The organism is Actinotalea endophytica, from assembly GCF_025717005.1.
Classification (GTDB): Bacteria; Actinomycetota; Actinomycetes; order Actinomycetales; family Cellulomonadaceae; genus Actinotalea.
Window position 1 is genome coordinate 309,861 of sequence record NZ_JAOVZU010000005.1, and the last position, 24,277, is coordinate 334,137.

A 24,277-nucleotide genomic window follows, 5' to 3' on the forward strand; every position below is an offset into this window, starting at 1 on the left:
GAACGTTCACCCGACAGTCAGGCTCGCAACGGACGGTCGGTCGGCTCGATCGGCCGGTGCAGCTCGGTGGAGCCCCGCAGCCAGGCGTCCACGCCTGCTGCGGCCGCGCGGCCCTCGGCGATCGCCCACACGATGAGCGACTGCCCGCGGCCCGCGTCGCCCGCGACGAACATGCCCGGCACCGAGGTCGAGAAGTCGTCGCCCCGCGCGACCGTCCCCATCGCCGTGAGGTCCGCCCCGGTCTGCTCGACGAGCGACCCGCTCTCCGGCCCGGTGAAGCCCATCGCGAGCAGCACGAGGTCCGCCGGGATCTCCTTCTCGGAGCCCTCGACCGGACCGCGGGAGCCGTCCGGCTTGGTCTCCATGGTGACCAGCCGCAGCGCCCGGACCCGCCCGTTCTCGTCCCCCACGAGCGCGGTGGTCGCCGCCTGGTACTCCCGGACGCCGCCCTCCTCGTGCGAGGTCGAGACCTTGAACGTCATCGGGTACGTCGGCCACGGCTGGTTCACCGGCCGCTCCACCGGGGGCTGGTCCACGATCTCCAGCGACGTCACCGACGCGGCACCGTGGCGCAGCGAGGTGCCCACGCAGTCCGACCCGGTGTCGCCGCCGCCGATGACCACGACGTGCTTGCCCGTCGCGGTGATCTGGTCGGGGATGTCGTCGCCCGCCCGCACCTTGTTGTTCTGGGTCAGGAACCGCACCGCGGGCAGCACGCCCTCGAGGTCCGAGCCGGGGACGGTCAGCAGCCGCGGCGTCGTCGACCCGATCGCGATCAGGACCGCGTCGTACCGGGCCAGGAGCTCGGTCCAGGTGATGTCCTTGCCGATCTCCACCCCGGTGCGGAACCGGGTGCCCTCGGCCTCCATCTGCGCGACCCGACGGTCGATGAGCCGCTTCTCGAGCTTGAAGTCCGGCACGCCGTAGCGCAGCAGCCCCCCGGGCCGGTCGGCGCGCTCGAAGACCGCGACGGTGTGCCCGGCACGGGTCAGCTGCTGGGCGGCGGCGAGCCCGGACGGCCCCGAGCCGACCACGGCGACCGTGGACCCGGTCAGGAAGTGCGGCACCTGCGGGGTGATCAGCCCGCGGGCGAACGCCTCCTCGACGATGGTGATCTCGGTGTTCTTGATCGTCACCGGCGGGGCGTTGATGCCCAGCACGCACGCGGTCTCGCACGGGGCCGGGCAGATCTTCCCGGTGAACTCCGGGAAGTTGTTCGTCGCGTGCAGCCGGTCGCTGGCCTCGGCCCACTGCCCGGTCCAGACCAGGTGGTTCCACTCCGGGATCAGGTTGCCCAGCGGGCAGCCCTGGTGGCAGAACGGGATGCCGCAGTCCATGCAGCGGCCGGCCTGCCGCTGGGCGGTCTCGAGCTCGCCCGGCTCGCGGGTCCGCTCGGCCACGACGTCGCGGTAGTCCTGCAGACGCACGGGCACCGGCCGGTTGGCCGGCAGCTCGCGCTCACGGACCTTGAGGAAACCTCGGGGGTCAGCCACGGGACACCTCCAGGATCTGGTCCCACACTCCGGGCGCGTGCACGTCGAGGCCGTCGGCCGCGGCCTGCGCGAGCGCCGCCCGCATGCGGTCGTACTCGGTCGGCAGCACCCGGGTGAACCGGGCGAACGCCGCGGGCAGGTCGGCGAGGAGCGCGGCCGCGTGCGGCGAACCGGTCTCCTCGGCGTGCTTGCGCAGCAAGGTCTCGACGACCTCCTGGTCGGCGGTGTCCAGCGGCGAGAGCTGCAGCGCACCGGTACTGATCGCGAGCCCGTTGAGGGCACCGTCACGCAGGTCCAGGACGTACGCGACACCGCCGGACATGCCCGCGCCGAAGTTCCGGCCGGTCGGCCCGATCACCATCACGGTGCCGCCGGTCATGTACTCGCAGCCGTGGTCGCCGACCCCTTCGACCACCAGGGTGGCGCCGGAGTTGCGCACCGCGAACCGCTCGCCGACGACGCCGCGGAGCAGCACCTCGCCCTTGGTCGCGCCGTAGCCGATCACGTTGCCGGCGATGACGTCCCGCTCGCCGAGCACCGAGGCGACGTCCGGGCGCACCACGACGCGCCCGCCGGACAGGCCCTTCGCGACGTAGTCGTTGGCGTCGCCGAACAGCCGCAGCGTGATCCCCTGCGGCAGGAACGCGCCGAACGACTGGCCGCCGGACCCGGTGAGGGTCACGTCGATCGTGCCGTCCGGGAGCCCCTCGCCGCGGTAGCGCTTGGTGACCTCGTGGCCGAGCATCGTGCCGACCGTGCGGTTGACGTTGCGCACCGGGAGCTCGATCTTGACCGGGGTCCCGTTCTCGAGCGCGTCCGCGGCCAGCGAGATCAGCTGGTTGTCCAGCGCACGCTCGAGACCGTGGTCCTGGCCCTTCACGCAGCGCACCGCAGAGCCGGGCCGCGGAGCGACCGCCTGCAGCACCGGAGCGAGGTCGAGCCCGGCCGCCTTCCAGTGCTCGACGGCCGCCCTCGTGTCCAGCGCGTCGACCCGGCCGATGGCCTCGTCGAGGGTCCGGAACCCGAGCGCCGCGAGGTGCTCGCGCACCTCGGTGGCGATGTACTCGAAGAACGTCTCGACGAACTCGGGCTTGCCGTTGAAGCGCGCCCGGAGCTCCGGGTTCTGGGTCGCGACGCCCACCGGGCACGTGTCGAGGTGGCAGACCCGCATCATGATGCAGCCGCTGACCACCAGGGGTGCGGTGGCGAAGCCGAACTCCTCGGCGCCGAGCAACGCGGCGATCACGACGTCGCGGCCGGTCTTCAGCTGGCCGTCGACCTGCACGACGATCCGGTCGCGCAGGTCGTTGAGCACGAGGGTCTGCTGGGTCTCGGCCAGGCCGATCTCCCAGGGCGTCCCCGCGTGCTTGAGCGACGTCAGCGGGCTCGCCCCGGTGCCGCCGTCGTGGCCCGAGATGAGCACGACGTCGGCGTGCGCCTTCGAGACGCCCGCGGCGACCGTGCCGACCCCGAACTCGCTGACCAGCTTGACGTGCACCCGGGCCTGCGGGTTCGCGTTCTTCAGGTCGTGGATCAGCTGGGCGATGTCCTCGATCGAGTAGATGTCGTGGTGCGGCGGCGGCGAGATGAGGCCGACACCCGGCGTGGAGTGCCGGGTCCTGGCGATCCAGGGGTAGACCTTCTCCCCCGGCAACTGGCCACCCTCACCGGGCTTGGCGCCCTGCGCCATCTTGATCTGCAGGTCGGTCGCGTTGGTCAGGTACTCGGAGGTCACGCCGAACCGGCCGGACGCGACCTGCTTGATCGCGCTGCGCCGCTGCGGGTCGTGCAGCCGCTCCGGGTCCTCGCCACCCTCACCGGTGTTCGACCTCGCGCCGAGCCGGTTCATCGCGATGGCCAGCGTCTGGTGCGCCTCCATCGAGATCGACCCGTAGGACATCGCGCCGGTGGAGAACCGCGTGACGATCTCGTCGATCGACTCGACCTCGTCGAGCGGCACCGGCTGGCGGGCACCCTCGGCGAACCGCAGCAGGCCGCGCAGCGTCATGAGCCGCTCGGACTGCTCGTCGACGCGCCGGGTGTACTGCCGGAACACGTCCAGCTGGCGGGTCCGGGTCGAGTGCTGCAGCCGGAAGACGGTCTCGGGGTCGAACAGGTGCTCCTCGCCGTCGCGGCGCCACTGGTACTCGCCGCCCACGTTGAGCCGGCGGTGCGCCTGCGGGTTGCCCGAGGCCGGGTAGGCGTCGGCGTGCCGCGCGGCGACCTCGGTCGCGATGACGTCCAGACCGATGCCACCGAGCCGGCTGGTCGTCCCCGCGAAGTAGCGGTCGATGACCTCGTGGGACAGGCCCACCGCCTCGAAGACCTGCGCGCCGCGGTAGGACGCGATCGTCGAGATCCCCATCTTGCTCATCACCTTGAGCACGCCCTTGCCGAGCGCCTTGATGAGGTTGGCGACCGCCTTCTGCGGCGACACGTCGAGCGTGCCGTCCTTGGCCATGCCCTCGACGGTCTCCATCGCGAGGTACGGGTTGACCGCCGCTGCGCCGTAGCCGATCAGCAGCGCGACGTGGTGCACCTCGCGCACGTCACCGGCCTCGACCACGAGGCTCACCCGGGTGCGGGTGTGCCGGCGCAGGAGGTGGTGGTGCACCGCCGAGGAGAGCAGCAGCGACGGGATCGGCGCGTGGTCGGCGTCGGAGTCGCGGTCGGACAGGATGATGAAGTTCTTGCCCTCGTCGATGGCGAGGTCGACCTCGGCGAAGATCTCCTCGAGGCGGGCCTCGAGCGCCTCGGCCCCGCCGTCGACCTTGTACAGGCCACGCACGGTGTGCGCACGGAAGTGACCCTTGACCTTGGGCGCCTTGTCGATCCGGATGATCTTGGCGAGCTCGTCGTTGTCCAGCACCGGGAACGGCAGCACGAGCTTGCGGGCGTGCTCCGGCAGGTCCTCGAGCAGGTTGGGCTCGGGGCCGAGCGCCCCGCCGATCGAGGTGACGAGCTCCTCGCGGATCGCGTCCAGCGGCGGGTTCGTGACCTGCGCGAACATCTGGGTGAAGTAGTCGAAGAGCAGCCGGGGGCGGTCCGACAGCACCGCGACCGGCGTGTCGGTACCCATCGCACCGATCGGCTCCACGCCCGCACGCGCCATCGGCCCGAGCAGGACCTTGAGCTCCTCCTCGGTGTACCCGAACGCCCGCTGGCGACGTCGCACCGAGGCGTAGGAGTGGTCGACGTGCTCGCGCTCGGGCAGCTCCGCGAGGTAGACCGAGTGCTCCTCGACCCACTCGCCGTAGGGACGCTGCGCGGCGAGCGACGACTTGATCTCCTCGTCGGAGATCACCCGGCCCTGGCCGGTGTCGACCAGGAACATCTTGCCCGGCTCGAGACGGCCCTTGCGGACCACCGTCGCGGGGTCGAGGTCGAGCACACCGGCCTCCGAGGCGAGGACCACCAGGCCGTCGTCGGTGATCCAGTACCGGCCCGGGCGCAGACCGTTGCGGTCGAGCACCGCGCCGATCACCGTGCCGTCGGAGAACGCCAGTGCGGCCGGGCCGTCCCACGGCTCCATCAGGGTGCCGTGGTACTGGTAGAACGCGCGCCGCGCCGGGTCCATCTCGGCGTGGTTCTCCCACGCCTCCGGGATCATCATGAGCACCGCGTGCGGCATGCTCCGGCCCGCCAGGTGCAGCAGCTCCAGCACCTCGTCGAACGCCCCGGAGTCGGAGAAGTCCGGTGTGCAGATCGGCAGCACCGGGTCGAGGTCGCCCAGCACGTCCGAGCTCAGCGTCGACTCGCGCGCGGCCATCCAGTTCCGGTTGGCGCGCAGCGTGTTGATCTCACCGTTGTGCGCGAGCGTCCGGAACGGCTGCGCGAGCGGCCACGACGGGAACGTGTTCGTCGAGAACCGCGAGTGCACCAGCGCGAGCTCGGACGCGTACCGGGGGTCCGACAGGTCCGGGAAGAACGGCTCGAGCTGGCCGGTCGTGAGCATGCCCTTGTAGGTGAGCGTGCGCGCCGAGAGCGACGCGAAGTACAGCCCGTGCTCGTGCTCGACCCGCTTGCGCACCCGGAACGTCTTGCGGTCCAGCTCGATCCCGGCCAGCGCCCGCGCGGGGTCGGCGACCACGAGCTGACGGAAGACCGGCATGGTCGAGCGGGCGATCGACCCGACGAGGTCAGCGGTCACCGGCACGTCGCGCCAGGCCAGCACCTCCAGGCCCTCGGACGCCACGACCTGCTCGACGGCGTGCTCGGCGGCGGCGCGCTCGGTCGGGTCGGTCGGCAGGAACGCCATGCCGATCGCGTAGTACCCGGCCGGCGGCAGCTCGGCGTGCACGACGTCCCGCAGGAACGCGTCCGGGATCTGGGTGAGGATGCCGGCACCGTCACCGGTGTCCTTCTCGGCGCCGACCGCACCGCGGTGATCGAGATTGAGCAGGGCGGTGAGCCCCGCATCGACGATGTCGCGTCCGGGGGTGCCTCGCAGCGTCGCCACGAACGCGACACCACAGTTCTCGTGCTCGGCTGCCGGGTCGTACAGACCCGTCGGCACCTCATGGAGCGGCCGGCTCATCGTCACCGTCCTCGCTGCGGCCCGGGCATGCCCGGGGACGTGGTCATGGGAAGTCCTGGGCGTCATCGACCCGAACCGCGGCGACCGTGCTGGTTCGCCGCCCTTCAGCCGTGCGGGCAGTGTTCCGCGTGGCTCGTCAGGCAAGGGTACGCCTCAGCTCTCGGGGAGATCGGCGGGGTCGGCCGGCTCCTCGGGTGCCTCGACGAGCACCGTGGTCTCGCGCCCAGGGTGACGACGTCCGACCACGACGAAGGCTACCAGCGCACCAAGTCCGACCAGGATCGAGGTCCAGACGTTGATGCGCAGCCCGAGGAAGGTGTGCGCGGGGTCGATCCGGACCATCTCGATCCACAGCCGACCCGTCGTGTAGATCATCACGTAGAGCCAGAACACCCGTCCGTGCCCGAGCTTGAACTTGCGGTCCGCCCAGACCAGCACGCCGGCGCCGGCCAGGTTCCACAGCAGCTCGTACAGGAAGGTCGGGTGGAACAGCGTGTCCGGCGGGTACTGCGACGGGAAGGTCGGCGAGTCGGGGTCGATCCGCAGCCCCCACGGGAGCGTGGTCGGGCCGCCGAACAGCTCCTGGTTGAACCAGTTGCCCAGCCGCCCGATCGCCTGCGCGACGAGCAGGCCGGGGGCGAGCGAGTCGGCGAACACCGCGAACCGCACGCCCTGGCGACGGCAGCCGATCCAGGCGCCCACCGCCCCGAGTGCGACGGCACCCCAGATGCCGAGCCCGCCCTCCCAGATGAACAGCGCACGGACCGGGTCGCCCCCCACGCCGAAGTACGCGTCCGGCGAGGTGATGACGTGGTAGATCCGGCCGCCGACGATGCCGAACGGCACCGCCCAGAACGCGATCTCGAGCACCGTGTCCGAGTCTCCCCCGCGGGCGACCCACCGACGCTGCGTGATGATGATCGCCGCGACGATCCCCACCATGATCGCGAGGGCGTACGCCCGGATCGGCAGCGGACCCAGGTACCAGACCGACTGCGACGGGCTCGGGATCTCGGTGGCGACTCGGCTGGCGGCCTCGGCGGCCGCCTGGACGGCGATCATCGGCGTGCTCCCGTGACTCCTTCAGCGAGCGCCGCGGCGAGATCGCCCAGCGCGCGGCGGCCGGACGCAGCGTCCGGCGCGTCGAGCAGCGTCCGGACCAGCGCGCTGCCCACGATCACGCCGTCGGCGTACCCGGCCACCTCGGCCGCCTGGTCGGGCGTGCTCACGCCGACCCCGACGCAGACCAGCTCCGCCCCGGCGGCACGGGTGTCCGCCACCAGCCGGGCGGCCTGGGCGCCGACAGTCGCGCGCGCTCCGGTGACACCCATGGTCGAGGCAGCGTAGACGAAGCCGCGGCTCGCCGCGGCGGTGAGCGCGAGGCGCTCGGTGGTCGAGCTCGGCGCGACCAGGAACACGCGGTCGAGGTCGTGCGCGTCGGAGGCCGCGAGCCAGTCCGCGCCCTCGTCCGGGATGAGGTCCGGCGTGATCAGGCCCGCACCGCCCGCGGCGGCGAGGTCGCGCGCGAAGGCGTCGACGCCATAGCGCAGCACCGGGTTCCAGTACGTCATCACGAGCACCGGGGCGCCGGTGGCGGCGATCTGCTCGACCGCGCCGAACACCTGCGCCACCCGCGTACCGGTCTCCAGCGCGTGCTCGACCGCGCGCTGGATGGTCGGGCCGTCCATCACCGGGTCGGTGTACGGCACGCCGAGCTCGACGATGTCGACGCCGGCGTCGACCATGGCCTTCGCGGCCTCGACCGAGCCGGCGACGTCGGGGTAGCCCAGCGGGAGGTAGCCGACCAGCGCGGCACGCCCGGAGTCGCGAAGCTCTCGCAGCCGGGTGGCAGTACCGCTCACTCGTCCTCCGTCTCGTCCAGCAGACCGAACCATGCTCCCGCGGTCGCCACGTCCTTGTCCCCGCGTCCGGACAGGTTCACCAGGATCAGCGGCGGGTGGTCGAGCCCCCACTGCGCCGACTGCGGGCCGAGCCGGAGCGCGCCGGCCAGCGCGTGCGCCGACTCGATCGCGGGGATGATGCCCTCGGTCCGGCACAGCAGCGAGAACGCGTCCATCGCCTCGACGTCGGTCACCGGCTGGTACTCCGCCCGCCCGAGGTCGTGCAGCCAGGCGTGCGCCGGGCCGACGCTCGGGTAGTCCAGGCCGGCCGAGACCGAGTGGGTCGGCCTGGTCTGACCGTCCTGGTCCTGCAGCAGGTACGAGCGGGCCCCGTGCAGCACCCCGGGCGCTCCACCGGAGAAGCGCGCCGCGTGGCGTCCGGTCTCCACGCCCTCGCCGCCGGCCTCGAAACCGAACAGCCGCACGGTCGGCTCGTCCAGGAAGGCGCTGAAGATGCCCATCGCGTTCGACCCGCCGCCGACGCACGCGGCGACCGCGTCCGGCAGCCGGCCGGTCTCCTCGGCGAGCTGCGCCCGGGCCTCCTCGCCGATCACCCGGTGGAAGTCCCGCACCATCTCCGGGAACGGGTGCGGTCCGGTGACCGTGCCGAGCAGGTAGTGGGTGGTCTCCACGTTGGCGACCCAGTCGCGCAGGGCCTCGTTGATCGCGTCCTTGAGCGTCCTCGAACCGATCGTCACCGGGACGACCTCGGCGCCGAGCAGCCGCATCCGCGCGACGTTCAGCGCCTGGCGGCGGGTGTCCTCCTCGCCCATGTACACGGTGCAGTCGAGGTCGAGCAGGGCGGCCGCCGTCGCCGTGGCGACGCCGTGCTGGCCCGCGCCGGTCTCCGCGATGACCCGCTTCTTGCCCATCCGCTTGACCAGCAGCGCCTGACCGAGCACGTTGTTGATCTTGTGCGACCCGGTGTGGTTGAGGTCCTCGCGCTTGAGGAAGACCCGCGCACCCTGCCCGACGTGGGCCGCGAACCGGGGCACCTCCGTCAGCGGGCTCGGCCGGCCGGTGTAGGTCCGGTGCAGCCGCTCGAGCTCGGCACCGAACGCGGGGTCCGCGAGGGCCTTGTGGTACGCGGTGTCCAGCTCGTCCAGCGCCGCGATCAGGGCCTCGGGCACGAAGCGCCCGCCGAAGGCACCGAAGTACGGCCCGGACTGGTCGCTCAGCGGTCCGCGCTCGCCGAGCGCGCTCACGGCTCGGTGCAGCGCGTCGGAGGCGCGGGCACCGCCACGGGGCCCGGCCTCGGTCACTGCCGGACCGCCCGGAGCGAGGGGTGCGCGCCCGCGGCCACGAGGTCGGCCACCGCGCTGCGCGGATCCTTGCCGGTCACCAGGGACTCGCCCACGAGCACCGCGTCCGCTCCGGAGCGCGCGTAGTCCATCACGTCGTGCGGTCCGCGCACGCCCGACTCGGCGATCCGGACCACGCCGGTCGGGACCAGCGGTGCGAGCCGCGCGAAGGTCGTGCGGTCCACCTCGAGGGTCTTGAGGTTGCGGGCGTTGACCCCGATGCAGCGCGCGCCGGCGTCCAGCGCACGGGCCACCTCGACCTCGTCGTGCACCTCGACCAGGGCGGTCATCCCGAGCGAGTGCACCCGCTCGACGAGCGAGGTCAGCACCGTCTGCTCGAGCGCCGCGACGATGAGCAGGACGAGGTCGGCGCCGTGCGCCCGGGCCTCCCAGACCTGGTACGGCGTGACCACGAAGTCCTTGCGGAGCACGGGCACGTCCACCGCGGCCCGGACCGCGTCGAGGTCCGCCAGGGTCCCGCCGAACCGGCGCTGCTCGGTGAGCACCGAGATCACGGCCGCCCCGCCCGCCTCGTACTCCGCCGCGAGGGCCGCCGGGTCGGAGATCGGTGCGAGCGCTCCCTTCGACGGGCTGGAGCGCTTGACCTCCGCGATGACCCCGACGGCCGCGGGGTCGTGCAGCTGGGAGAGCGCGTCCTTGGCGCCCGGGATGCGGGCCGCCCGTTCCTTGACCGCGGAGAGCGGTGTCGCTGCCTCGCGCTCGGCGAGGTCAAGCCTGACCCCGGCGATGATGTCGTCCAGCACGGTCACGCGTCCCGCCTCCCCTCGTCCGGCCTCACGGCCATCGTAGGGCGAGCCGCGGAGGGTCCCCGACCTGCCCGATCCGCGAGACCGTCAGGCGCCCGCGGTGGAACTGCTCGCCCCGGTGGGCTGGCCCATCCCGAGCATCCGCATGACCTTGCCGACCACGAGGCCGACCAGGACGACACCGAGGCCCACCCAGAACAGCGGCATGACGGAGAACATGATCGACAGGGTGGAGGTCAGACCGCCGATCAGGATGATCACCACGGTCACCCACGCCGCGAGCGTGTTGCCGTGGTTGGCCGGCGGCGCACTCACGGGCAGGTTGGCCTGCTCGCGCCCGCCACTCGTCTCGGTCATCGCTCCTCCGTCCGTCGGTGTGCCGAGGATAACCGCATCACGTCGGGTCTTCTCCGCGAGTGAGCGCATCCCAGGCCTCACCGGCGTCGACGGTGCCGCCGGAGGTCTGCTCGCCCGCGTCGCGAGGCGCCACCTCGTGCCGCGCCGTCGGCCCCTGCCAACGCCGTGACCACACGACGGTGCCGACCGCGACCAGGACGGCGGCCAGACCGAGCGCCGCCGCGACCCACGGCCACAGCCCGACGACGACGTCACCCACGTCACCGACGCCGACCCGGTCGGCCGCCGTCGAGGCGAGCACCGTCGTCGCGCGCGAGGCGGCGCCCAGCGCCGACACCGTCACGAGCACCCCACCCAGCGCCGCGACCACCGCGGCGAGGATCGCCCCGACGCGGCGCCCGAGCGCGAGGGCGAGCGCCGCTGCCGCGATCACGAGCCCACCGGCCCCGACCCCAGGGGCGACCTCGGACCCGGTCGCCTGGACGGTCACCACCGCCTGCACCGCACTCGTGGTCGTCCCGTGCACCCAGACCGGCGCACCGGTCGCGAGCACCGCGACGGCCACCGCCAGCAACGCCCAGACGGCCTGCCGGCGGCTCATGGGCCCACCGGGCGCAGCCGGGCGGCGACCTGGACCGCCCGGACCGCCGCCGCCGCCTTGTTCTGGGCCTCGTGCCACTCGCTGGTCGGCACGGAGTCGGCGACGATCCCGGCGCCGGCCTGGACGCTCGCCCGGCCGTCGCGGATCATCGCGGTGCGGATCGCGATCGCCATGTCCATGTCACCCGCGAAGTCGAAGTACCCGACCGTGCCGCCGTAGATCCCGCGACCGGCCGGCTCGAGCTCGTCGATCAGGGCGATGGCCCGTGGCTTCGGGGCACCCGACAGCGTCCCCGCGGGGAACGTCGCGACCAGCGTCTGCAGCGCCGTCGCGCCGGGGCGCAACCTCCCCACCACCGTCGAGCACAGGTGCGCGATGTGGCTGAACCGCTTGACCGCCATGAAGTCGACCACCTCGACGCTGGTCGGCTCGCACACCTTCACCAGGTCGTTCCGGGACAGGTCGACGAGCATGAGGTGCTCGGCGCGCTCCTTCGGGTCGGCCAGCAGGTCGACCGCGAGCTCGGCGTCCTCCTCGGCCGTCGCGCCACGCGGGCGCGACCCGGCGATCGGGTAGGTCATGACCCGCCCGTCCTCGACCCGCACCAGCGTCTCGGGGCTGGAACCGACGACCGCGAGGTCCCGGCCCTGCGGGTCCTGCAGGTGCAGGTAGTACATGTACGGGCTCGGGTTGAGCGTGCGCAGCACCCGGTAGACGTCGAACGGGTCGGCCGGGCAGTCGAGGTCGGCGCGCTGGGAGAGCACCACCTGGAAGACCTCACCGTCGCGGATGGCCTCCTTGCCGCTGCGCACGGCGTCCTCGAACTCCGTCTGGCGGGAGCGGAACTCGATCTCCGGCTCCGCGACGTCCGCCACCACGAGCGGTGCCGACGTGGCCGGGTGCGCGAGGGCGGCCTGCATCGCGTCGAGCCGCGCGACCGCGTCGGCATGCGCCTCGTCCACCCGCCGGTCGGTGTTGTCGGTGTTGATGGCGTTGGCGATCAGCCACACCGAGCCGTCCACGTGGTCGACGACCGCGAGGTCGGCGGCCAGGCAGAGCAGCAGCTCGGGCACACCGAGCTCGTCCGGCGCCTTGGCCGGCAGGGTCGGCTCCCAGTGCCGCACGATCTCCCAGCCGAGGACGCCCACCAGGCCGCCGGTGAGCGGCGGGAGCCCCTCGATCGCCGGCGTGCGCAACGCCTCGAGCGTCCCGGCGACCACGTCGAGCACGTCGCCCTCGGTCGGCACACCGATCGGCACGTCGCCGGTCCAGTGCGGCGCACCGTCCAGCACCGAGAGCGTCGCCCGAGACGAGACACCCACGAAGGACCACCGCGCCCACGTGCCGTCCACCTCGGCGGACTCCAGCACGAAGGTGCCCGGGCGCCCCTGGGCCAGGGTCCGGTACAGCCCCACCGGCGTGACCTCGTCCGCGAGCAGCCGGCGCACCACCGGGATCACCCGTCGCCCGGCGGCGAGCTCACGGAACTCGGGCAGCGTCGGCCAGATGACGCCCCAGGGCAGCGGCGTGGGCGCGGTCGGCGTCATCCGCGCACCGCCGCGAGGTCACCGCCGGCGTCGAAGCAGCTGTGCGCACCCGTGTGGCAAGCCGCGCCGACCTGCTCGACCTTCACGAGCACGGCGTCACCGTCGCAGTCGAGCTGGACCGAGTGGACGTGCTGCACGTGACCCGAGGTGTCCCCCTTGCGCCAGTACTCCTGACGGGACCGGCTCCAGAACGTCACGCGACCGGTCGTCAGGGTCCGGTGCAGGGCCTCGTCGTCCATCCAGCCGACCATGAGGACCTCGCCGGTGTCGTGCTGCTGGACGACAGCGGCCACCAGGCCCGCCGCGTCCCGCTTGAGCCGGGATGCCACCGTGGGGTCGAGAGTCACCGGACGATCCTGCCACGGCAGGCTCGCGCCCCGTGCGGTACGCCCAGCGCTCGGGCGCCCCGCTCGGCGGGCGAAGGTCAGTCGTTCTCCGGGATGTGGCGGGCGTCGATGCCCGCCGACGCCCGCCCGTAGACCGCGGCGCTCTCGAACTCCACCACCACGACCGGGTCGTCCCCCACGACCCACGCGTCGTGGTCGGGCTCGATGACGTACGCGTCGCCGACGCCGAGGTCGGCCACGCTGCCGTCCGCGTGCACGACGTGGATCCGGCCGGACTGGACGGACCCGACGTGACGCACCTGGCAGTACCTGGTCCCGACGACGGGGGCGACGTCCACGGACCACTGCCACCCGGGCTGGAACGTCAACCGCGCGACGTGGTGGGTGCCGAGGTGGACGACGTCGACCGTGGTGCTCGGTGGTGTCCGCTGCTCGTCCGGGACGTTGAACGACTTCGCCGTGACACCCGACATGGGACCTCCCGCGCCCGAGGCCCCGGGGCCGTTCCCGGGCTCTCGACGCTACACCCGCCCCGCGCTCGCCAGAAGGCGCCGCCCCGGCGGTGGTCGGACGCCGCTCAGCTGGTCTGAGCCAGCCAGGCGTCGTGCATCGCCGCGTACGGGCCGGCCTGCGCGACCAGCTCGGCGTGCGGACCGACCTGGACCACCCGGCCGGCATCCACGACGACCACGAGGTCGGCCGCCTCGGCCGTGGACAGTCGGTGGGCGATCGTGATCGTGGTCCGGCCGGCGGTCAGCTCGGACATCGCGCGCGCGATCCGCACCTCGGTCGCCGGGTCCACCGCGCTCGTCGCCTCGTCCAGCACGAGCAGGTCGGCCCCGGCCAGGTGCGCCCGGGCCAGCGCGACCAGCTGACGCTCCCCCGCCGACAGCCGCTCGCCGCGCTGACCCACCTCGGTGCCGAGGCCGTCGGGCAACGTGGCCAGCCAGTCCGTCAGGCCGAGCTCGTCGAACACCCGACCCAGGTCGCCCGGGTCAGCGCCGCGTGCTCCGTACGCCACGTTGTCCGCGAGCGTCCCGTCGAACAGGAAGCCCTCCTGCGGGACCAGCACCACGCGCTCGCGCAGGGCCGCGAGGGACAGGTCACGCAGGTCCGCACCGTCCAGCAGGACCCGGCCGGCGGCCGGGTCGACCAGTCGGGTGACCAGCTTCGCGAGCGTCGTCTTGCCGGAGCCGGTCGCTCCCACCACGGCGACCTTGGTCGTGGCGGGGACGTCCAGGTGGACGTCGTGCAGGACCGTCGGACCGTCCGGGTAGGCGAACTCGACACCGTCGAGCTCGACCCGGGCGGCACCCCGCGCGGTGCCCCGGCCTCCGCCGTCGGGGTCGGCGATCTCGACCGGCGTGTCGATCACCCCGAGCACGCGGCGCCAGCCCGCGAGCGCGTTCTGCAGCTCGTTGAGGATCTCCGTGGCCATCTGCACCGGGCCGGTGAACAGCTGGACCAGGAAGAGGAAGGCGAGCAACCGCCCGGCGCTCAACCCGCCACCGATGCCCAGCAGCGTCCCGACCACGACCACCACGGCGAGCACGCCGTTGGCCACCAGGACCCCGCTGGAGAAGACGGTCGCGACCCGGTTCTGCGCCGTCACCTGGGCCTGGCGCCAGTCGTGGATCGCTCCGTCGATCCGCCGCTGGGTGCGCTGCTCCACCCCGTAGGCGCGCACGGTCTCCGCGCCGACCACGGCCTCGGAGATCGCACCGAGCATCGCGCCCATCGACTGGCGCACGCGCGCGTAGGCGGCGGACACCCGCAGCTGGGCGGGACGCAGGATGAGCACGAGCGGCACGAACGTCGCCCAGACCACGAGCGTGAGCTGCCACGACCACGCCGCCATGAGCACGGTCGCGGCGACGATCTGCAGCACCGAGACGAGCAGCATGATCCCGCCCCACTGCACGAACAACGAGATCGTGTCGACGTCCGAGGTCACCCGGGACACCAGGCTCCCTCGGCGCTCGGTGCCCTGGGTGAGCGCCGAGAGGTCGTGCACGTGCCGGAAGGCGGTCACGCGCAGCCGCGCGAGCCCTGCCTCGCTGGACCGGAAGAGCCGGACGTTGACCAGGGCCGAGCAGATGCCCGTGATCACCAGGGCGACGGCCGCGCCGCCGAGCAGCAGCCCGAGCCGGCCGGCCCCGGCATCGCCGAGCACCACCGTGTCGACGGTCTGCTGCACGGCCATCGGCACCACGACGCGGCCGCCCGCGGCGAGCACCGCGAGCAGCAGGGTGATCCACACGCCCTGCACGAGCTCGGGAGACACCTGCAGCCCGCGGCGCAGGACCTCACGCCCGCTCAGCGACGAGGTCGCGTCCAGTCGCACGCTCATGCCGACCTCCGCTCGCGCTCGGTCTCGTAGGCGGTGGCGAGCTCGAGGTACCGCGGGTCGCGCGCGAGCAGCTCGGTGTGCGTGCCGCGGTCCACGACCGACCCGTTCTCCAGGTGCACCACCTCGTGCGCGAGCGCCACCGAGGACATCCGGTACGCGACGAGCAGCACCGTCGGGCCGTCGGCGCCGCCGGCGGCCAGGCCGCGCAGGATCGCGCGCTCGACCTGCGGGTCGACCGCCGAGGTCGCGTCGTCCAGCACGAGGAGCCGCGGCCTGCGCACGAGCGCACGGGCCAGCGCGAGGCGCTGGCGCTGGCCACCGGACAGGTTCGCGCCACGCTCCCCCAGCATCGCGTCGAGCCCACCGGGCAGCGCGTGCACGACGTCGTCGACCTTGGCGAGCCGGAGCGCCGCCCAGACCGCGTCGTCGTCGGGTGCGGCCGGGTCGTCCACGTCGGCCAGGGTCACGTTCGACCGCACGCTGTCCTCGAAGATGAAGGTCTGCTGCGCCACGAGGGCGACCTGGGCCGTGAGGTCCTCGTCCCGCACGTCGCCGATCGGCACGCCGTCGAGCAGGACCTCACCGGAGTCGACGTCGTGCAGCCGCGCCAGCACGCCGCAGAGCGTGGTCTTGCCCGAGCCGGTCGACCCGACCAGCGCGACCACGCGCCCGGGCTCGAGCTCGAGGTCCACGCGGCGCAGCAGGTCGTGCCGACCGGACGAGTCGTGCACCGCGACACCCAGGCCCCTGGCCCGGACGTGCAGCCCGCCGGTGGCACGCGGCAGGTGACCGGTACCCCCGGCCCGGTCCCCCTCCGCGTCCATCACACGCGAGATCCGGTCGTGGCCGACCAGCGCACGAGGCAGCTCCCCCAGCACCCAGCCGAACGCCCGGACCGGCACCGCCATGAGCGCGAGCAGGTACGCGGCACCCACCACGTCACCGGTCTCGATCGCGCCGGCACGCAGCCGTGCCGCGCCGACCGCCAGCACGGCCAGCGTCCCGGCGCTCGGCAGGAGCTCGATCACCGGGTCGAAGAAGGCCCGCACCACGCCCACCCGGACGTTCGCGGCGCGGAGACGGTCCGTCGCCTGCGCGAACCGCCGCTCCTCGACGTCCTCGGTGCCGAGCGACTTGACCAGGAGGGCGGCCTCGAACGACTCGTGCGCCACGTCGGAGACCTCGGCACGCAGCTGCTGGGCGCGCGTCACCGCCGGCGACATCCGGCGCTGGAACACGAGGTTCGCGACGACGGCCAGCGGCAGCACGGTCAGCGCGGTGACCGCGAGCCACACGTCGGTGCTGAACAGCGCGACGGCAGCGACGACGATCATCACGACCACGCCGATGGCGAACGGCACCGGGTTGAACACCCCGGTGGCCGCCTCGACGTCCGAGGACGCGTTCGCCAGGAGCTGGCCGGTCGGGTGCGCCCGGTGCCAGGACATCGGCAGCCTCAGGTACTGCCGGGTCACGCCACGACGGTGGTCGGCGCCGATGTCCGCGTACCCGCGGCCCGCGTAGATCCGCCTGCCGGCGACGGCGAGCGCCAGGGTCACGGCGACGCCGAGCAGGGCGAGACCCGCCAGCCACAAGGCGTCGCGGGCCTCCGCGTCGCCACCGATCGCCGGCACCACGACCGAGTCGGTCACGCGACCCAGCACCTGGCTGACCCCGACCGTGAGCGCGCCGAACAGCCCCGAGGTGAGCACCGCGACCACGTACGTCCTCGGGTGCGCGGCCATCCCCCGCCAGATCAGCAGGAAGCCCCTGCGGACGGGCCCGCCCGGCAGCGTGTGCCTGCGGTCGGTGCTCACGGGTCTCCTGCCTGACGGGGCGCGGGCGCGGGCGGCGGTCGGGCGCGACCGCGCGCACGGCGCGGCACGCCGAACGGTGGGGGGTGCCCCGGTCAGAGGAGTACCGGGACCTGAACATCCTAGGTCGCCGCGCCGACAGTCGGTGCCTCCGCACGCTCCGACGGCCGCTTGCGATCTTCGAGGTGGCGTCCTTCGATGGAAGTAGCGACTCATGTCACGGTGTCCCGCGCGCCACGAGCGGGTGGTACCAGGAGAGGAGTCGACATGGTCACTGTGGACGAGATCCGCACGCTTGCCGGAACCGAGGTGGTGGACCACAGCGGCGCGGCCATGGGCACGGCAGCCGACGTCTACGTCGACGACTGGACCGGGAACGCCGCCTGGGTCGTGGTGCACGGCTCGACGGACGACCGGCTGGCCCCGCTGTCCGGGTCGTGGGTGCACGACGCCGTCCTCGAGCTGGACGTGCCCGTCGAGCTGGTCCGCGACGCCCCGGCGCTCACCGCGCAGGACACGATCGCGCCCGACGACGAGGCACGGCTGGTGGAGCACTACGGCTCGGCCCTGAGCCCCAGCGGCGGGCCCGGAGTCAGCGGCGAGCACCCGAGGAGTGCGCACCGGTCCAGCCCGACCACCGGCCCCGGAGCGAGCGGTCACCTGCCCAGCACGGTCGAGGCGGCGAGCCCCACCACCGGCCCCGGCGGCCCGGGGAGGAGCACCGACCTTCCGATCACCGAGCCTCGTCGGAGCCCGCGGACGGGCGTCGGCGGGACCGGTGAGCCGGGCAAGACGCACCTGCGGCGGTGGGAGCCGACCGGCTAGGCGCGCTCGGGCGCACGCGCAGCGCGGACCGCCGCCCCGCACGGCACCGCCCTGCACGGCACCGCCCTGCACGGCACCGCCCTGCACGGCACCGCGCTGCACCGGACCTGCACACGCACCTGCCGCACGCCCGTAACACGGCACGGCTAGCCTCACCGCCGTGCCGATCGGACCTGCACCCGTGCCCCTGTCCACCGAGACCACACCCGCGGCCCGACCCGGGACGCCCCCCGAGACGCACCTGGTGCGCTACGGCGGAGCGTTCACGCCGGAGGTGATCGCCCGCGCCGAGGGCTCGTGGGTCGTGACCGAGTCCGGCCGGCGGGTGCTCGACTTCACCTCCGGTCAGATGAGCGCGGTCCTCGGGCACAGCCACCCGGACGTCGTCGCCACCGTGCGGCGCCAGGTCGGCGAGCTGGACCACCTGTTCTCCGGCATGCTGTCGCGCCCCGTGATCGACCTCGCCGGCCGGATCGCCGGCTCCTTGCCCGACCCGCTGGACAAGGTCCTGCTGCTGACCACCGGCGCCGAGTCGAACGAGGCGGCGCTGCGGCTCGCCAAGCTGGTCACCGGTGGGCACGAGGTGGTGTCGTTCGCCGCGTCGTGGCACGGCATGACCCAGGGCGCCGCCGCCGCGACCTACTCGGCACGGCGCGCCGGGTACGGCCCGGTCGCACCGGGCAACCTCGCGATCCCGACCCCGAACCGCTACCGCCCCGACGTCGTCGGGCCGGACGGCGAGCTCGACTGGCGCCGCCAGCTCGACCTCGGCTTCGCGCTCGTCGACGCGCAGTCCACCGGCGCCCTCGCGGCGTGCCTGGTCGAGCCGGTCCTGTCGTCCGCCGGGGTCGTCGTGCCACCACCCGGCTACCTCGCCGCGCTCGCCGAGAAGTGCCGCGACCGCGGGATGCTGCTCATCCTCGACGAGGCGCAGACCGGCGTCGGCCGCACCGGCCTGATGTACGCGTTCGAGCGCGAGGGCGTCGTCCCCGACATCCTCACCCTGTCCAAGACCCTCGGTGCCGGCCTGCCGCTGGCCGCCGTGGTCACCTCGGCGGAGATCGAGCAGCGTGCGCACGAGCGCGGGTTCCTCTTCTACACGACCCACGTGTCCGACCCGCTGGTCGCCGCGGTCGGCCTCACCGTGCTCGACGTCGTGGCCCGGGACGGGCTCGTGGCGCGCGCGGCCGCCCTCGGCGAGCGGCTCGGCGACGGTCTGCGGACGATCCAGCAGCGGCACGGTGTCGTCGGTGACGTGCGCGGCCACGGCCTGCTGCAGGGCCTCGAGCTCGTGACCGACCGCGAGTCGAAGCAGCCGGCCGATGCGCTCGGTTCGGCCGTCACCCGGCGGTGCTTCGAGCTCGGGCTGCACATGAACGTGGTCCAGATGCCCGGCTGGGGCGGCACCTTCCGGATCGCCCCGCCGCTCACCGCGGACGAGAGCGAGATCGACCTCGGGCTGGAGATCCTGGACCAGGCGATCGGCGACACCTCGGTGCCCTGATCGGGGCGGACCCCGCGCGACGGGAGGCGCTCAGCGCACCTCGACGGCGGCCGCGCGCAGCGCGTCCTTCACGTCGCCGACGCTCAGCGTGCCGAAGTGGAACACGCTCGCCGCGAGCAGTGCGTCCGCACCGGCCCGCGCGGCGGCCACGAAGTGCTCGACGGTCCCGGCGCCGCCGCTGGCGATCAGCGGGACCGCGACCTCGCGGCGGACATCGGCGAGCATCTCGAGGTCGAACCCGCTCGTGGTCCCGTCGGCGTCCATCGAGTTGAGCAGCACCTCGCCCGCACCCAGCTCGACGGCGTGCTTGGCCCACCACACCGCGTCGATCCCCGTCCCGGTCCGGCCGCCGTGCGTGGTGACCTCGTAGCCGGACGGCGTCGACCCGTCGACCACGCGTCGCGCGTCGACCGACAGGACGAGCACCTGGGAGCCGAACTGCCCGGCGATCTCGGCGACCAGCTCCGGCCGTGCGATCGCGGCCGTGTTGACACCGACCTTGTCCGCACCCTCGCGCAGCAGACGGTCGACGTCCGCGACGGACCGCACGCCACCGCCCACCGTGAGCGGCACGAACACCTCCCCGGCGGTGCGTCGCACCACGTCGTAGGTGGTCTCCCGGTTCCCGGAGGACGCCGACACGTCGAGGAAGGTGATCTCGTCGGCGCCCTCGGCGTCGTAGCGCCTGGCCAGCTCGACCGGGTCGCCGGCGTCGCGCAGGTCGGCGAAGTTCACACCCTTGACCACCCGCCCGGCGTCGACGTCCAGGCAGGGGATCACGCGTACGGCGACCGCCACGGTCAGCTCCCTTCAGGGCCGCCGCTCGCGGCCAGGATGTCCACCACGTACACCAGCGTCTGGTCGTTCAGCCCTGCCTCGCCACCCTGCCCGGGTGGCAGGACGAGGAGCACCTGGCTGCCCACGGTCTGCTCGACGATGCCCTCGTCCCAGCCGTCCGGCACCGACCCGACGCCGATCGGGAACGTGGCGGGGAGCTTGTCGTCGGTCCAGGTCGAGTCGAACACGGTGCCGTCGGTCCAGGTGGCCCCGACGTACTGCACCGTCACGGCCTGGCCGGCCTGGACCTGGGGCCCGGAACCGCGGATCAGGGGCTGCACGACGTTCTCGGACGGCGGATCGCCGTCGGGCATGGTGATCGTGGGCTCACCGTCGGCGGCGAGGGTGACCGTGGGCAGACCCTCGCGCGGTGTGACCGGCTCACCGGTGGCCCGGGTCGGCAGGACGTCGTAGACCGCCACGGTCGCCGGGTAGCCCTGCCGCGCGGGCGCGAGCTGGAGGATCCTCGCGCCCACGGACTGGCCGCTCAGCGCGGCGAACAGGTCGGGGCCGAGCGCCTCGGCGGACATGACGAACGGTCGTGGCTCTGAGCTGTAGGTGTCGCCGATCACCGACGCGTCCTCGGCGGACTCCGCGTAGAAGTCGAGCAGCACCGGCTGGCCGGGCTCGAGCGCGGGGCCGTCACCCGGTACGAGGACCTCGACCCGCTGGGTGGGGACCGCGTAGGGCGTCGGGAAGCTCAGCTCGGGCGCCGACCCGGGGTCACCGCTGACCTGGACGTCGGGCGGCGTCTCGTTCGCCGGCGTGCACGCGGCCGTGGTCGCGAGCACGAGCGCGACGAGCAGCACGGTGACGCGACGCACTCATCTCTCCTCCCGCGACGAACCTGGCGCGAGAACTGTAACCGCTGGCCTCCGACCACCCCGCCGGCCGGTTCGGGTGCTCACCCGGCCCACACGGACCGTTCACATCCGAACGGCCGGGTCGCAGGTGGCCCGCGTGGTCACATCGACTCGAGGAGCCGGTCCACGCGCTCGTCCACGTTGGCGAACGGGTCCTTGCACAGCACGGTGCGCTGCGCCTGGTCGTTGAGCTTCAGGTGGACCCAGTCGACCGTGTAGTCGCGTCGGGCCTCCTGGGCGCGCCGGACGAAGTCGCCCCGCAGCTTCGCGCGGGTCGTCTGCGGTGGGACGGCGGTGGCCTCGAACGCCTCGACGTCGGTGATGACCCGCTCCACCAGTCCGCGCTGGGACAGCAGGTGGTACAGACCCTCGGTGCGCGAGATGTCGTGGTACGCGAGGTCGAGGCGGGCGATCCGGGGGTCGTCGAGCGTGATGCCGTGCTTGGCCTGGTAGCGCTGAACGAGCCGAAGCTTGATCACCCAGTCCAGCTCGCGCTCCACCGCGGCGAGGTCGCCCGAGCGCACCGCGGCCAGGCCGCGACCCCACAGGTCGAGCACCCGACGCTGATCGTCGGTGAGGTCCAGCTCGGCCTCGGCGAACTCCGCGGCCCGCGCGAACAGCTCGTCCTGGAGGTCGAGCGCGCTCGCGGTCCGGCCGCTGGCGAGGGTCACCGGTGCCGTGCCGGTGAGGTCGTGGCTGATCTCCCGGATCGCCCGCATCGGGTTCTCCAGCCCGATGTCCCGCATCGGCAGGCCGGCCTCGACCATCCGCAGCACCAGGTCGGTCGCGCCGACCTTGAGCAAGGTCGTGGTCTCCGACATCGAGGAGTCGCCGACGATCACGTGCAACCGCCGGTACTGCTCGGCGTCGGCGTGCGGCTCGTCCCGCGTGTTGATGATCGGCCGCGACCGGGTCGTCGCGCTGGAGACCGACTCCCAGATGTGGTCCGCGCGCTGGGACAGCGTGAAGACCGCACCGCGCGGGGTGGGGAGCACCTTCCCGGCCCCGGTCAGCACCTGCCGGGTGATCAGGAACGGCACGAGCACGTCGGCGATCCGGCCGAAGTCGCCCCGTCGGCGCACCAGGTAGTTCTCGTGGCACCCGTAGGAGTTGCCGGCCGAGTCGGTGTTGTTCTTGAACAGGTGGATCGTGCCCGGGACGCTCTCGTGCTCGAGGCGCTGCTGCGCGTCCGCCACGAGGCCCTCGAGGACCAGCTCACCACCGCGGTCGTGCGCGACGAGCTGACGCAGCGAGTCGCACTCGGCGGTCGCGTACTCCGGGTGCGAGCCGACGTCGAGGTACAGCCGCGAGCCGTTGCGCAGGAAGACGTTCGACGACCGGCCCCAGGCCACGACCTTGCGGAACAGGTAGCGCGCGACCTCGTCGGCCGACAGCCCGCGACCGTGCGAGACCGCACAGGTGACGCCGTACTCGGTCTCGAGCCCGAAGATCCTGCGGTCCACGCTCAGCCCGCCAGCAGGTCGGCGACCGCGGGGCCGGCCAGTCGACGGAAGGCCCGGCGCGGGCGGGTCCGGTCGAGCACGGCGACCTCGAGCTGGGCCGCGTCGATGGTGCGGGGCGGCTCGTCCGGCTGGCTCGCGAGCACGTCGACCGCGAGCCGGACCGCCGACCCGAGGTCCAGGCCGGGCTGCCACCGCTCGGCCAGCGCCTCGGCGAGCCTGTCGGCCTGGCCGCCCATCACGACGAACCGCCGCTCGTCGGTGACCGACCCGTCGTAGGAGAGCCGGTAGATCTGGTCCTCGTCGGGCGTCGCACCGACCTCGGCCACCGCAAGCTCGACCTCGAGCGGCTTGGACTCCGTGGTGAAGACCGTGCCGAGGGTCTGCGCGTAGGCGTTGGCCAACGCGCGGGCGCTGACGTCCGAGCGGTCGTAGGAGTAGCCGCGCAGGTCGGCGTACCGGATGCCGGCGACCCTGAGGTTCTCGAACTCGTTGTACTTGCCGACCGCCGCGAAGGCGATCCGGTCGTAGATCTCCGAGATCTTGTGCAGCGCCGCCGACGGGTTCTCGGTCGCGAACGCGATGCCCTCGTCGTAGCCGACGACGACCACGGACCGGCCGCGTGCGATGCCCTTGCGCGCGTAGTCCGCCCGGTCCTTCATCAGCTGCTCGGGCGCGACGTAGAACGGCATGCTCATGCGCGCTCCCCCTCCCGGGTCGCCTCGACCCGGTCGACCACGGCCGCCAGCTCGTCGTCCCCGACCGCGCGGTACCCGGACGCGTCGACGACGGCGACGGTCGGCCAGATCCGCCGCGCGCGGTCCGGCCCACCCGTGGCGGAGTCGTCGTCCGCGGCGTCGATCAGGGCGTGCACCGCGACCTGGACGGCATCCGCCTCGGACAGCCGCGACCGCCACAGCTTCTTGAGCGAGCCGCGCGCGAACACCGAGCCGGAGCCGACCGCGTGGTGCTCGGTCTCCTCGTACCGGCCGCCGGTCACGTCGTAGGAGAAGATCCGCCCGACCGTGCGGTCGAGGTCGTAGCCCCCGAACAGCGGGACCACCGCGAGGCCCTGCATCGCCAGGCCGAGGCCGCTGCGCACCATGGTCGCCAGCCGGTTCGCCTTGCCGTCCAGCGACAGCAGGGCGCCCTCGATCTTCTCGTAGTGCTCGAGCTCGAGCTGGAACAGCCGGACGAGCTCCAGGGCCAGACCGGCCGTCCCGGCGATGCCGACCACCGAGTAGTCGTCGGCCGGGTGCACCTTCTCGATCTGCCGCGACGCGATCATCGACCCGGCCGTGGCCCGCCGGTCACCGGCCATGACGACGCCGCCCTCGTAGGTCAGCGCGACGATCGTCGTGCCGTGCGGGCTGAGCGGCACCTCGCCGGGCGGCAGCGGGCGGCCGCCGGGCAGCAGCGACGGGTCGTGGGCGGCGAGGAACTCGACGAACGACGAGCTCCCCGGCGTCAGGAAGGACCGTGGCAGACGGCCCGCGGCCTCAGGCATCGAGCGTCACTCGCCGCCCTTCTGGACGAACCCACGCACGAACGACTCGGCGTTGGACTCGAGCACCTCGTCGATGTCGTCCAGCAACGCGTCGACGTCGGAGTCCTGGGACTGCGGCGCGGCGGGGACCGGCGGAGCCTCGGGCTCGTCCGGCTCGTTCTCGTCGTGCCGTGCGCGCTGCTGATCCTGTGCCATGGGCTGACCTCCGTCCGTCCGACGAACCGTCACGCGGTCCCGGTGCGATCCTAGGCGTGCGGGGCGTCGCC

At 73.1% G+C, this 24,277-nt stretch carries 21 protein-coding genes; 2 read left to right on the forward strand and 19 right to left on the reverse strand.

All coding sequences use genetic code 11. The annotated features are described in order from the left end of the window. Positions 1 to 17: 17 nt before the first annotated feature. From OEB99_RS10745 to OEB99_RS10805, 13 genes are all read right to left on the reverse strand, one after another. Positions 18 to 1,493 (reverse strand): glutamate synthase subunit beta, encoded by a 1,476-nt coding sequence (locus OEB99_RS10745; RefSeq protein WP_263510048.1) that lies wholly within the window; start codon positions 1,491 to 1,493, stop codon positions 18 to 20. Beyond that, complete coding sequence (gene gltB, locus OEB99_RS10750; protein WP_263510049.1) at positions 1,486 to 6,030, reverse strand: glutamate synthase large subunit; 4,545 nt, start codon at positions 6,028 to 6,030, stop codon at positions 1,486 to 1,488. Before gltB ends, OEB99_RS10745 begins: the two co-directional genes overlap by 8 nt. 153 nt (positions 6,031 to 6,183) lie before the next feature. Then, the gene (gene lgt / locus OEB99_RS10755) at positions 6,184 to 7,092 is read right to left on the reverse strand and encodes a prolipoprotein diacylglyceryl transferase (RefSeq protein WP_263510050.1); all 909 of its coding nucleotides are present in this window, start codon (positions 7,090 to 7,092) and stop codon (positions 6,184 to 6,186) included. Then, positions 7,089 to 7,925: a tryptophan synthase subunit alpha gene (gene trpA, locus OEB99_RS10760; protein ID WP_411910686.1), complete on the reverse strand. Its 837-nt coding sequence runs from the start codon at positions 7,923 to 7,925 to the stop codon at positions 7,089 to 7,091. Before trpA ends, lgt begins: the two co-directional genes overlap by 4 nt. Further along, positions 7,889 to 9,148, reverse strand: coding sequence for a tryptophan synthase subunit beta (gene trpB, locus OEB99_RS10765; protein ID WP_263510128.1), 1,260 nt, complete (start codon positions 9,146 to 9,148; stop codon positions 7,889 to 7,891). The genes trpA and trpB overlap by 37 nt, the downstream gene beginning before the upstream one ends. Positions 9,149 to 9,189: 41 nt before the next feature. After that, complete coding sequence (gene trpC / locus OEB99_RS10770; RefSeq protein ID WP_263510052.1) at positions 9,190 to 10,002, reverse strand: indole-3-glycerol phosphate synthase TrpC; 813 nt, start codon at positions 10,000 to 10,002, stop codon at positions 9,190 to 9,192. Positions 10,003 to 10,086: 84 nt separating this feature from the next. Beyond that, complete coding sequence (locus tag OEB99_RS10775) at positions 10,087 to 10,356, reverse strand: HGxxPAAW family protein (RefSeq protein ID WP_263510053.1); 270 nt, start codon at positions 10,354 to 10,356, stop codon at positions 10,087 to 10,089. Between the two features lie 37 nt (positions 10,357 to 10,393). Continuing rightward, positions 10,394 to 10,957 carry a Trp biosynthesis-associated membrane protein gene (locus OEB99_RS10780; RefSeq protein WP_263510054.1) on the reverse strand — a complete coding sequence of 188 codons (564 nt, stop codon included), beginning with the start codon at positions 10,955 to 10,957 and terminating at the stop codon, positions 10,394 to 10,396. Then, positions 10,954 to 12,504 carry an anthranilate synthase component I gene (locus tag OEB99_RS10785; RefSeq protein WP_263510055.1) on the reverse strand — a complete coding sequence of 517 codons (1,551 nt, stop codon included), beginning with the start codon at positions 12,502 to 12,504 and terminating at the stop codon, positions 10,954 to 10,956. Before OEB99_RS10785 ends, OEB99_RS10780 begins: the two co-directional genes overlap by 4 nt. Further along, positions 12,501 to 12,851, reverse strand: a complete 351-nt coding sequence (hisI, locus tag OEB99_RS10790) for a phosphoribosyl-AMP cyclohydrolase (RefSeq protein WP_318011404.1) — start codon at positions 12,849 to 12,851, stop codon at positions 12,501 to 12,503. Before hisI ends, OEB99_RS10785 begins: the two co-directional genes overlap by 4 nt. A 77-nt stretch (positions 12,852 to 12,928) precedes the next feature. Further along, complete coding sequence (locus OEB99_RS10795; RefSeq protein ID WP_263510056.1) at positions 12,929 to 13,324, reverse strand: cupin domain-containing protein; 396 nt, start codon at positions 13,322 to 13,324, stop codon at positions 12,929 to 12,931. A gap of 104 nt (positions 13,325 to 13,428) precedes the next feature. Beyond that, positions 13,429 to 15,201 carry an ABC transporter ATP-binding protein gene (locus tag OEB99_RS10800; protein ID WP_263510057.1) on the reverse strand — a complete coding sequence of 591 codons (1,773 nt, stop codon included), beginning with the start codon at positions 15,199 to 15,201 and terminating at the stop codon, positions 13,429 to 13,431. Continuing rightward, a complete protein-coding gene (locus OEB99_RS10805) occupies positions 15,198 to 16,946 on the reverse strand; it encodes an ABC transporter ATP-binding protein (protein ID WP_263510130.1) in 1,749 nt (582 codons plus the stop codon). Before OEB99_RS10805 ends, OEB99_RS10800 begins: the two co-directional genes overlap by 4 nt. Positions 16,947 to 17,282: 336 nt before the next feature. Here OEB99_RS10805 and OEB99_RS10810 point away from each other — a divergent pair, with 336 nt between their 5' ends. Together OEB99_RS10810 and OEB99_RS10815 are read left to right on the forward strand one after the other, a co-directional pair. Next, positions 17,283 to 17,840 (forward strand): hypothetical protein, encoded by a 558-nt coding sequence (locus tag OEB99_RS10810; RefSeq protein WP_263510058.1) that lies wholly within the window; start codon positions 17,283 to 17,285, stop codon positions 17,838 to 17,840. A 160-nt stretch (positions 17,841 to 18,000) separates the two neighbouring features. Next, positions 18,001 to 19,344 (forward strand): aspartate aminotransferase family protein, encoded by a 1,344-nt coding sequence (locus tag OEB99_RS10815; RefSeq protein WP_263510059.1) that lies wholly within the window; start codon positions 18,001 to 18,003, stop codon positions 19,342 to 19,344. Positions 19,345 to 19,374: 30 nt separating this feature from the next. Here OEB99_RS10815 and hisF read toward each other — a convergent pair whose 3' ends face one another. The 6 genes from hisF to OEB99_RS10845 all read right to left on the reverse strand — a co-directional run bounded on the left by hisF (position 19,375) and on the right by OEB99_RS10845 (position 24,239). After that, complete coding sequence (gene hisF, locus OEB99_RS10820) at positions 19,375 to 20,142, reverse strand: imidazole glycerol phosphate synthase subunit HisF (RefSeq protein ID WP_263510060.1); 768 nt, start codon at positions 20,140 to 20,142, stop codon at positions 19,375 to 19,377. A gap of 2 nt (positions 20,143 to 20,144) precedes the next feature. Beyond that, the gene (locus tag OEB99_RS10825; protein ID WP_263510061.1) at positions 20,145 to 21,005 is read right to left on the reverse strand and encodes an FKBP-type peptidyl-prolyl cis-trans isomerase; all 861 of its coding nucleotides are present in this window, start codon (positions 21,003 to 21,005) and stop codon (positions 20,145 to 20,147) included. Between the two features lie 140 nt (positions 21,006 to 21,145). Continuing rightward, positions 21,146 to 22,507: a Pup--protein ligase gene (pafA, locus tag OEB99_RS10830; RefSeq protein WP_263510062.1), complete on the reverse strand. Its 1,362-nt coding sequence runs from the start codon at positions 22,505 to 22,507 to the stop codon at positions 21,146 to 21,148. Positions 22,508 to 22,509: 2 nt separating this feature from the next. Then, positions 22,510 to 23,202: a proteasome subunit alpha gene (prcA, locus tag OEB99_RS10835; RefSeq protein ID WP_263510063.1), complete on the reverse strand. Its 693-nt coding sequence runs from the start codon at positions 23,200 to 23,202 to the stop codon at positions 22,510 to 22,512. Beyond that, positions 23,199 to 24,011, reverse strand: a complete 813-nt coding sequence (prcB, locus tag OEB99_RS10840) for a proteasome subunit beta (protein ID WP_263510064.1) — start codon at positions 24,009 to 24,011, stop codon at positions 23,199 to 23,201. Before prcB ends, prcA begins: the two co-directional genes overlap by 4 nt. A gap of 6 nt (positions 24,012 to 24,017) precedes the next feature. Continuing rightward, positions 24,018 to 24,239 (reverse strand): ubiquitin-like protein Pup, encoded by a 222-nt coding sequence (locus OEB99_RS10845; protein ID WP_263510065.1) that lies wholly within the window; start codon positions 24,237 to 24,239, stop codon positions 24,018 to 24,020. Positions 24,240 to 24,277 lie beyond the last annotated feature (38 nt).

Bases quoted from the DNA above. Each gene is read 5' to 3' on its own strand.
- gltB (WP_263510049.1), bottom strand. From the start codon at position 6,030: ATGAGCCGGCCGCTCCATGAGGTGCCGACGGGTCTGTACGACCCGGCA.
- lgt (WP_263510050.1), bottom strand. From the start codon at position 7,092: ATGATCGCCGTCCAGGCGGCCGCCGAGGCCGCCAGCCGAGTCGCCACC.
- trpA (WP_411910686.1), bottom strand. From the start codon at position 7,925: ATGGTTCGGTCTGCTGGACGAGACGGAGGACGAGTGAGCGGTACTGCC.
- OEB99_RS10775 (WP_263510053.1), bottom strand. From the start codon at position 10,356: ATGACCGAGACGAGTGGCGGGCGCGAGCAGGCCAACCTGCCCGTGAGT.
- OEB99_RS10780 (WP_263510054.1), bottom strand. From the start codon at position 10,957: ATGAGCCGCCGGCAGGCCGTCTGGGCGTTGCTGGCGGTGGCCGTCGCG.
- OEB99_RS10785 (WP_263510055.1), bottom strand. From the start codon at position 12,504: ATGACGCCGACCGCGCCCACGCCGCTGCCCTGGGGCGTCATCTGGCCG.
- OEB99_RS10795 (WP_263510056.1), bottom strand. From the start codon at position 13,324: ATGTCGGGTGTCACGGCGAAGTCGTTCAACGTCCCGGACGAGCAGCGG.
- OEB99_RS10800 (WP_263510057.1), bottom strand. From the start codon at position 15,201: ATGAGCGTGCGACTGGACGCGACCTCGTCGCTGAGCGGGCGTGAGGTC.
- OEB99_RS10805 (WP_263510130.1), bottom strand. From the start codon at position 16,946: ATGGCCGCGCACCCGAGGACGTACGTGGTCGCGGTGCTCACCTCGGGG.
- OEB99_RS10810 (WP_263510058.1), top strand. From the start codon at position 17,283: ATGGTCACTGTGGACGAGATCCGCACGCTTGCCGGAACCGAGGTGGTG.
- prcA (WP_263510063.1), bottom strand. From the start codon at position 23,202: ATGAGCATGCCGTTCTACGTCGCGCCCGAGCAGCTGATGAAGGACCGG.
- prcB (WP_263510064.1), bottom strand. From the start codon at position 24,011: ATGCCTGAGGCCGCGGGCCGTCTGCCACGGTCCTTCCTGACGCCGGGG.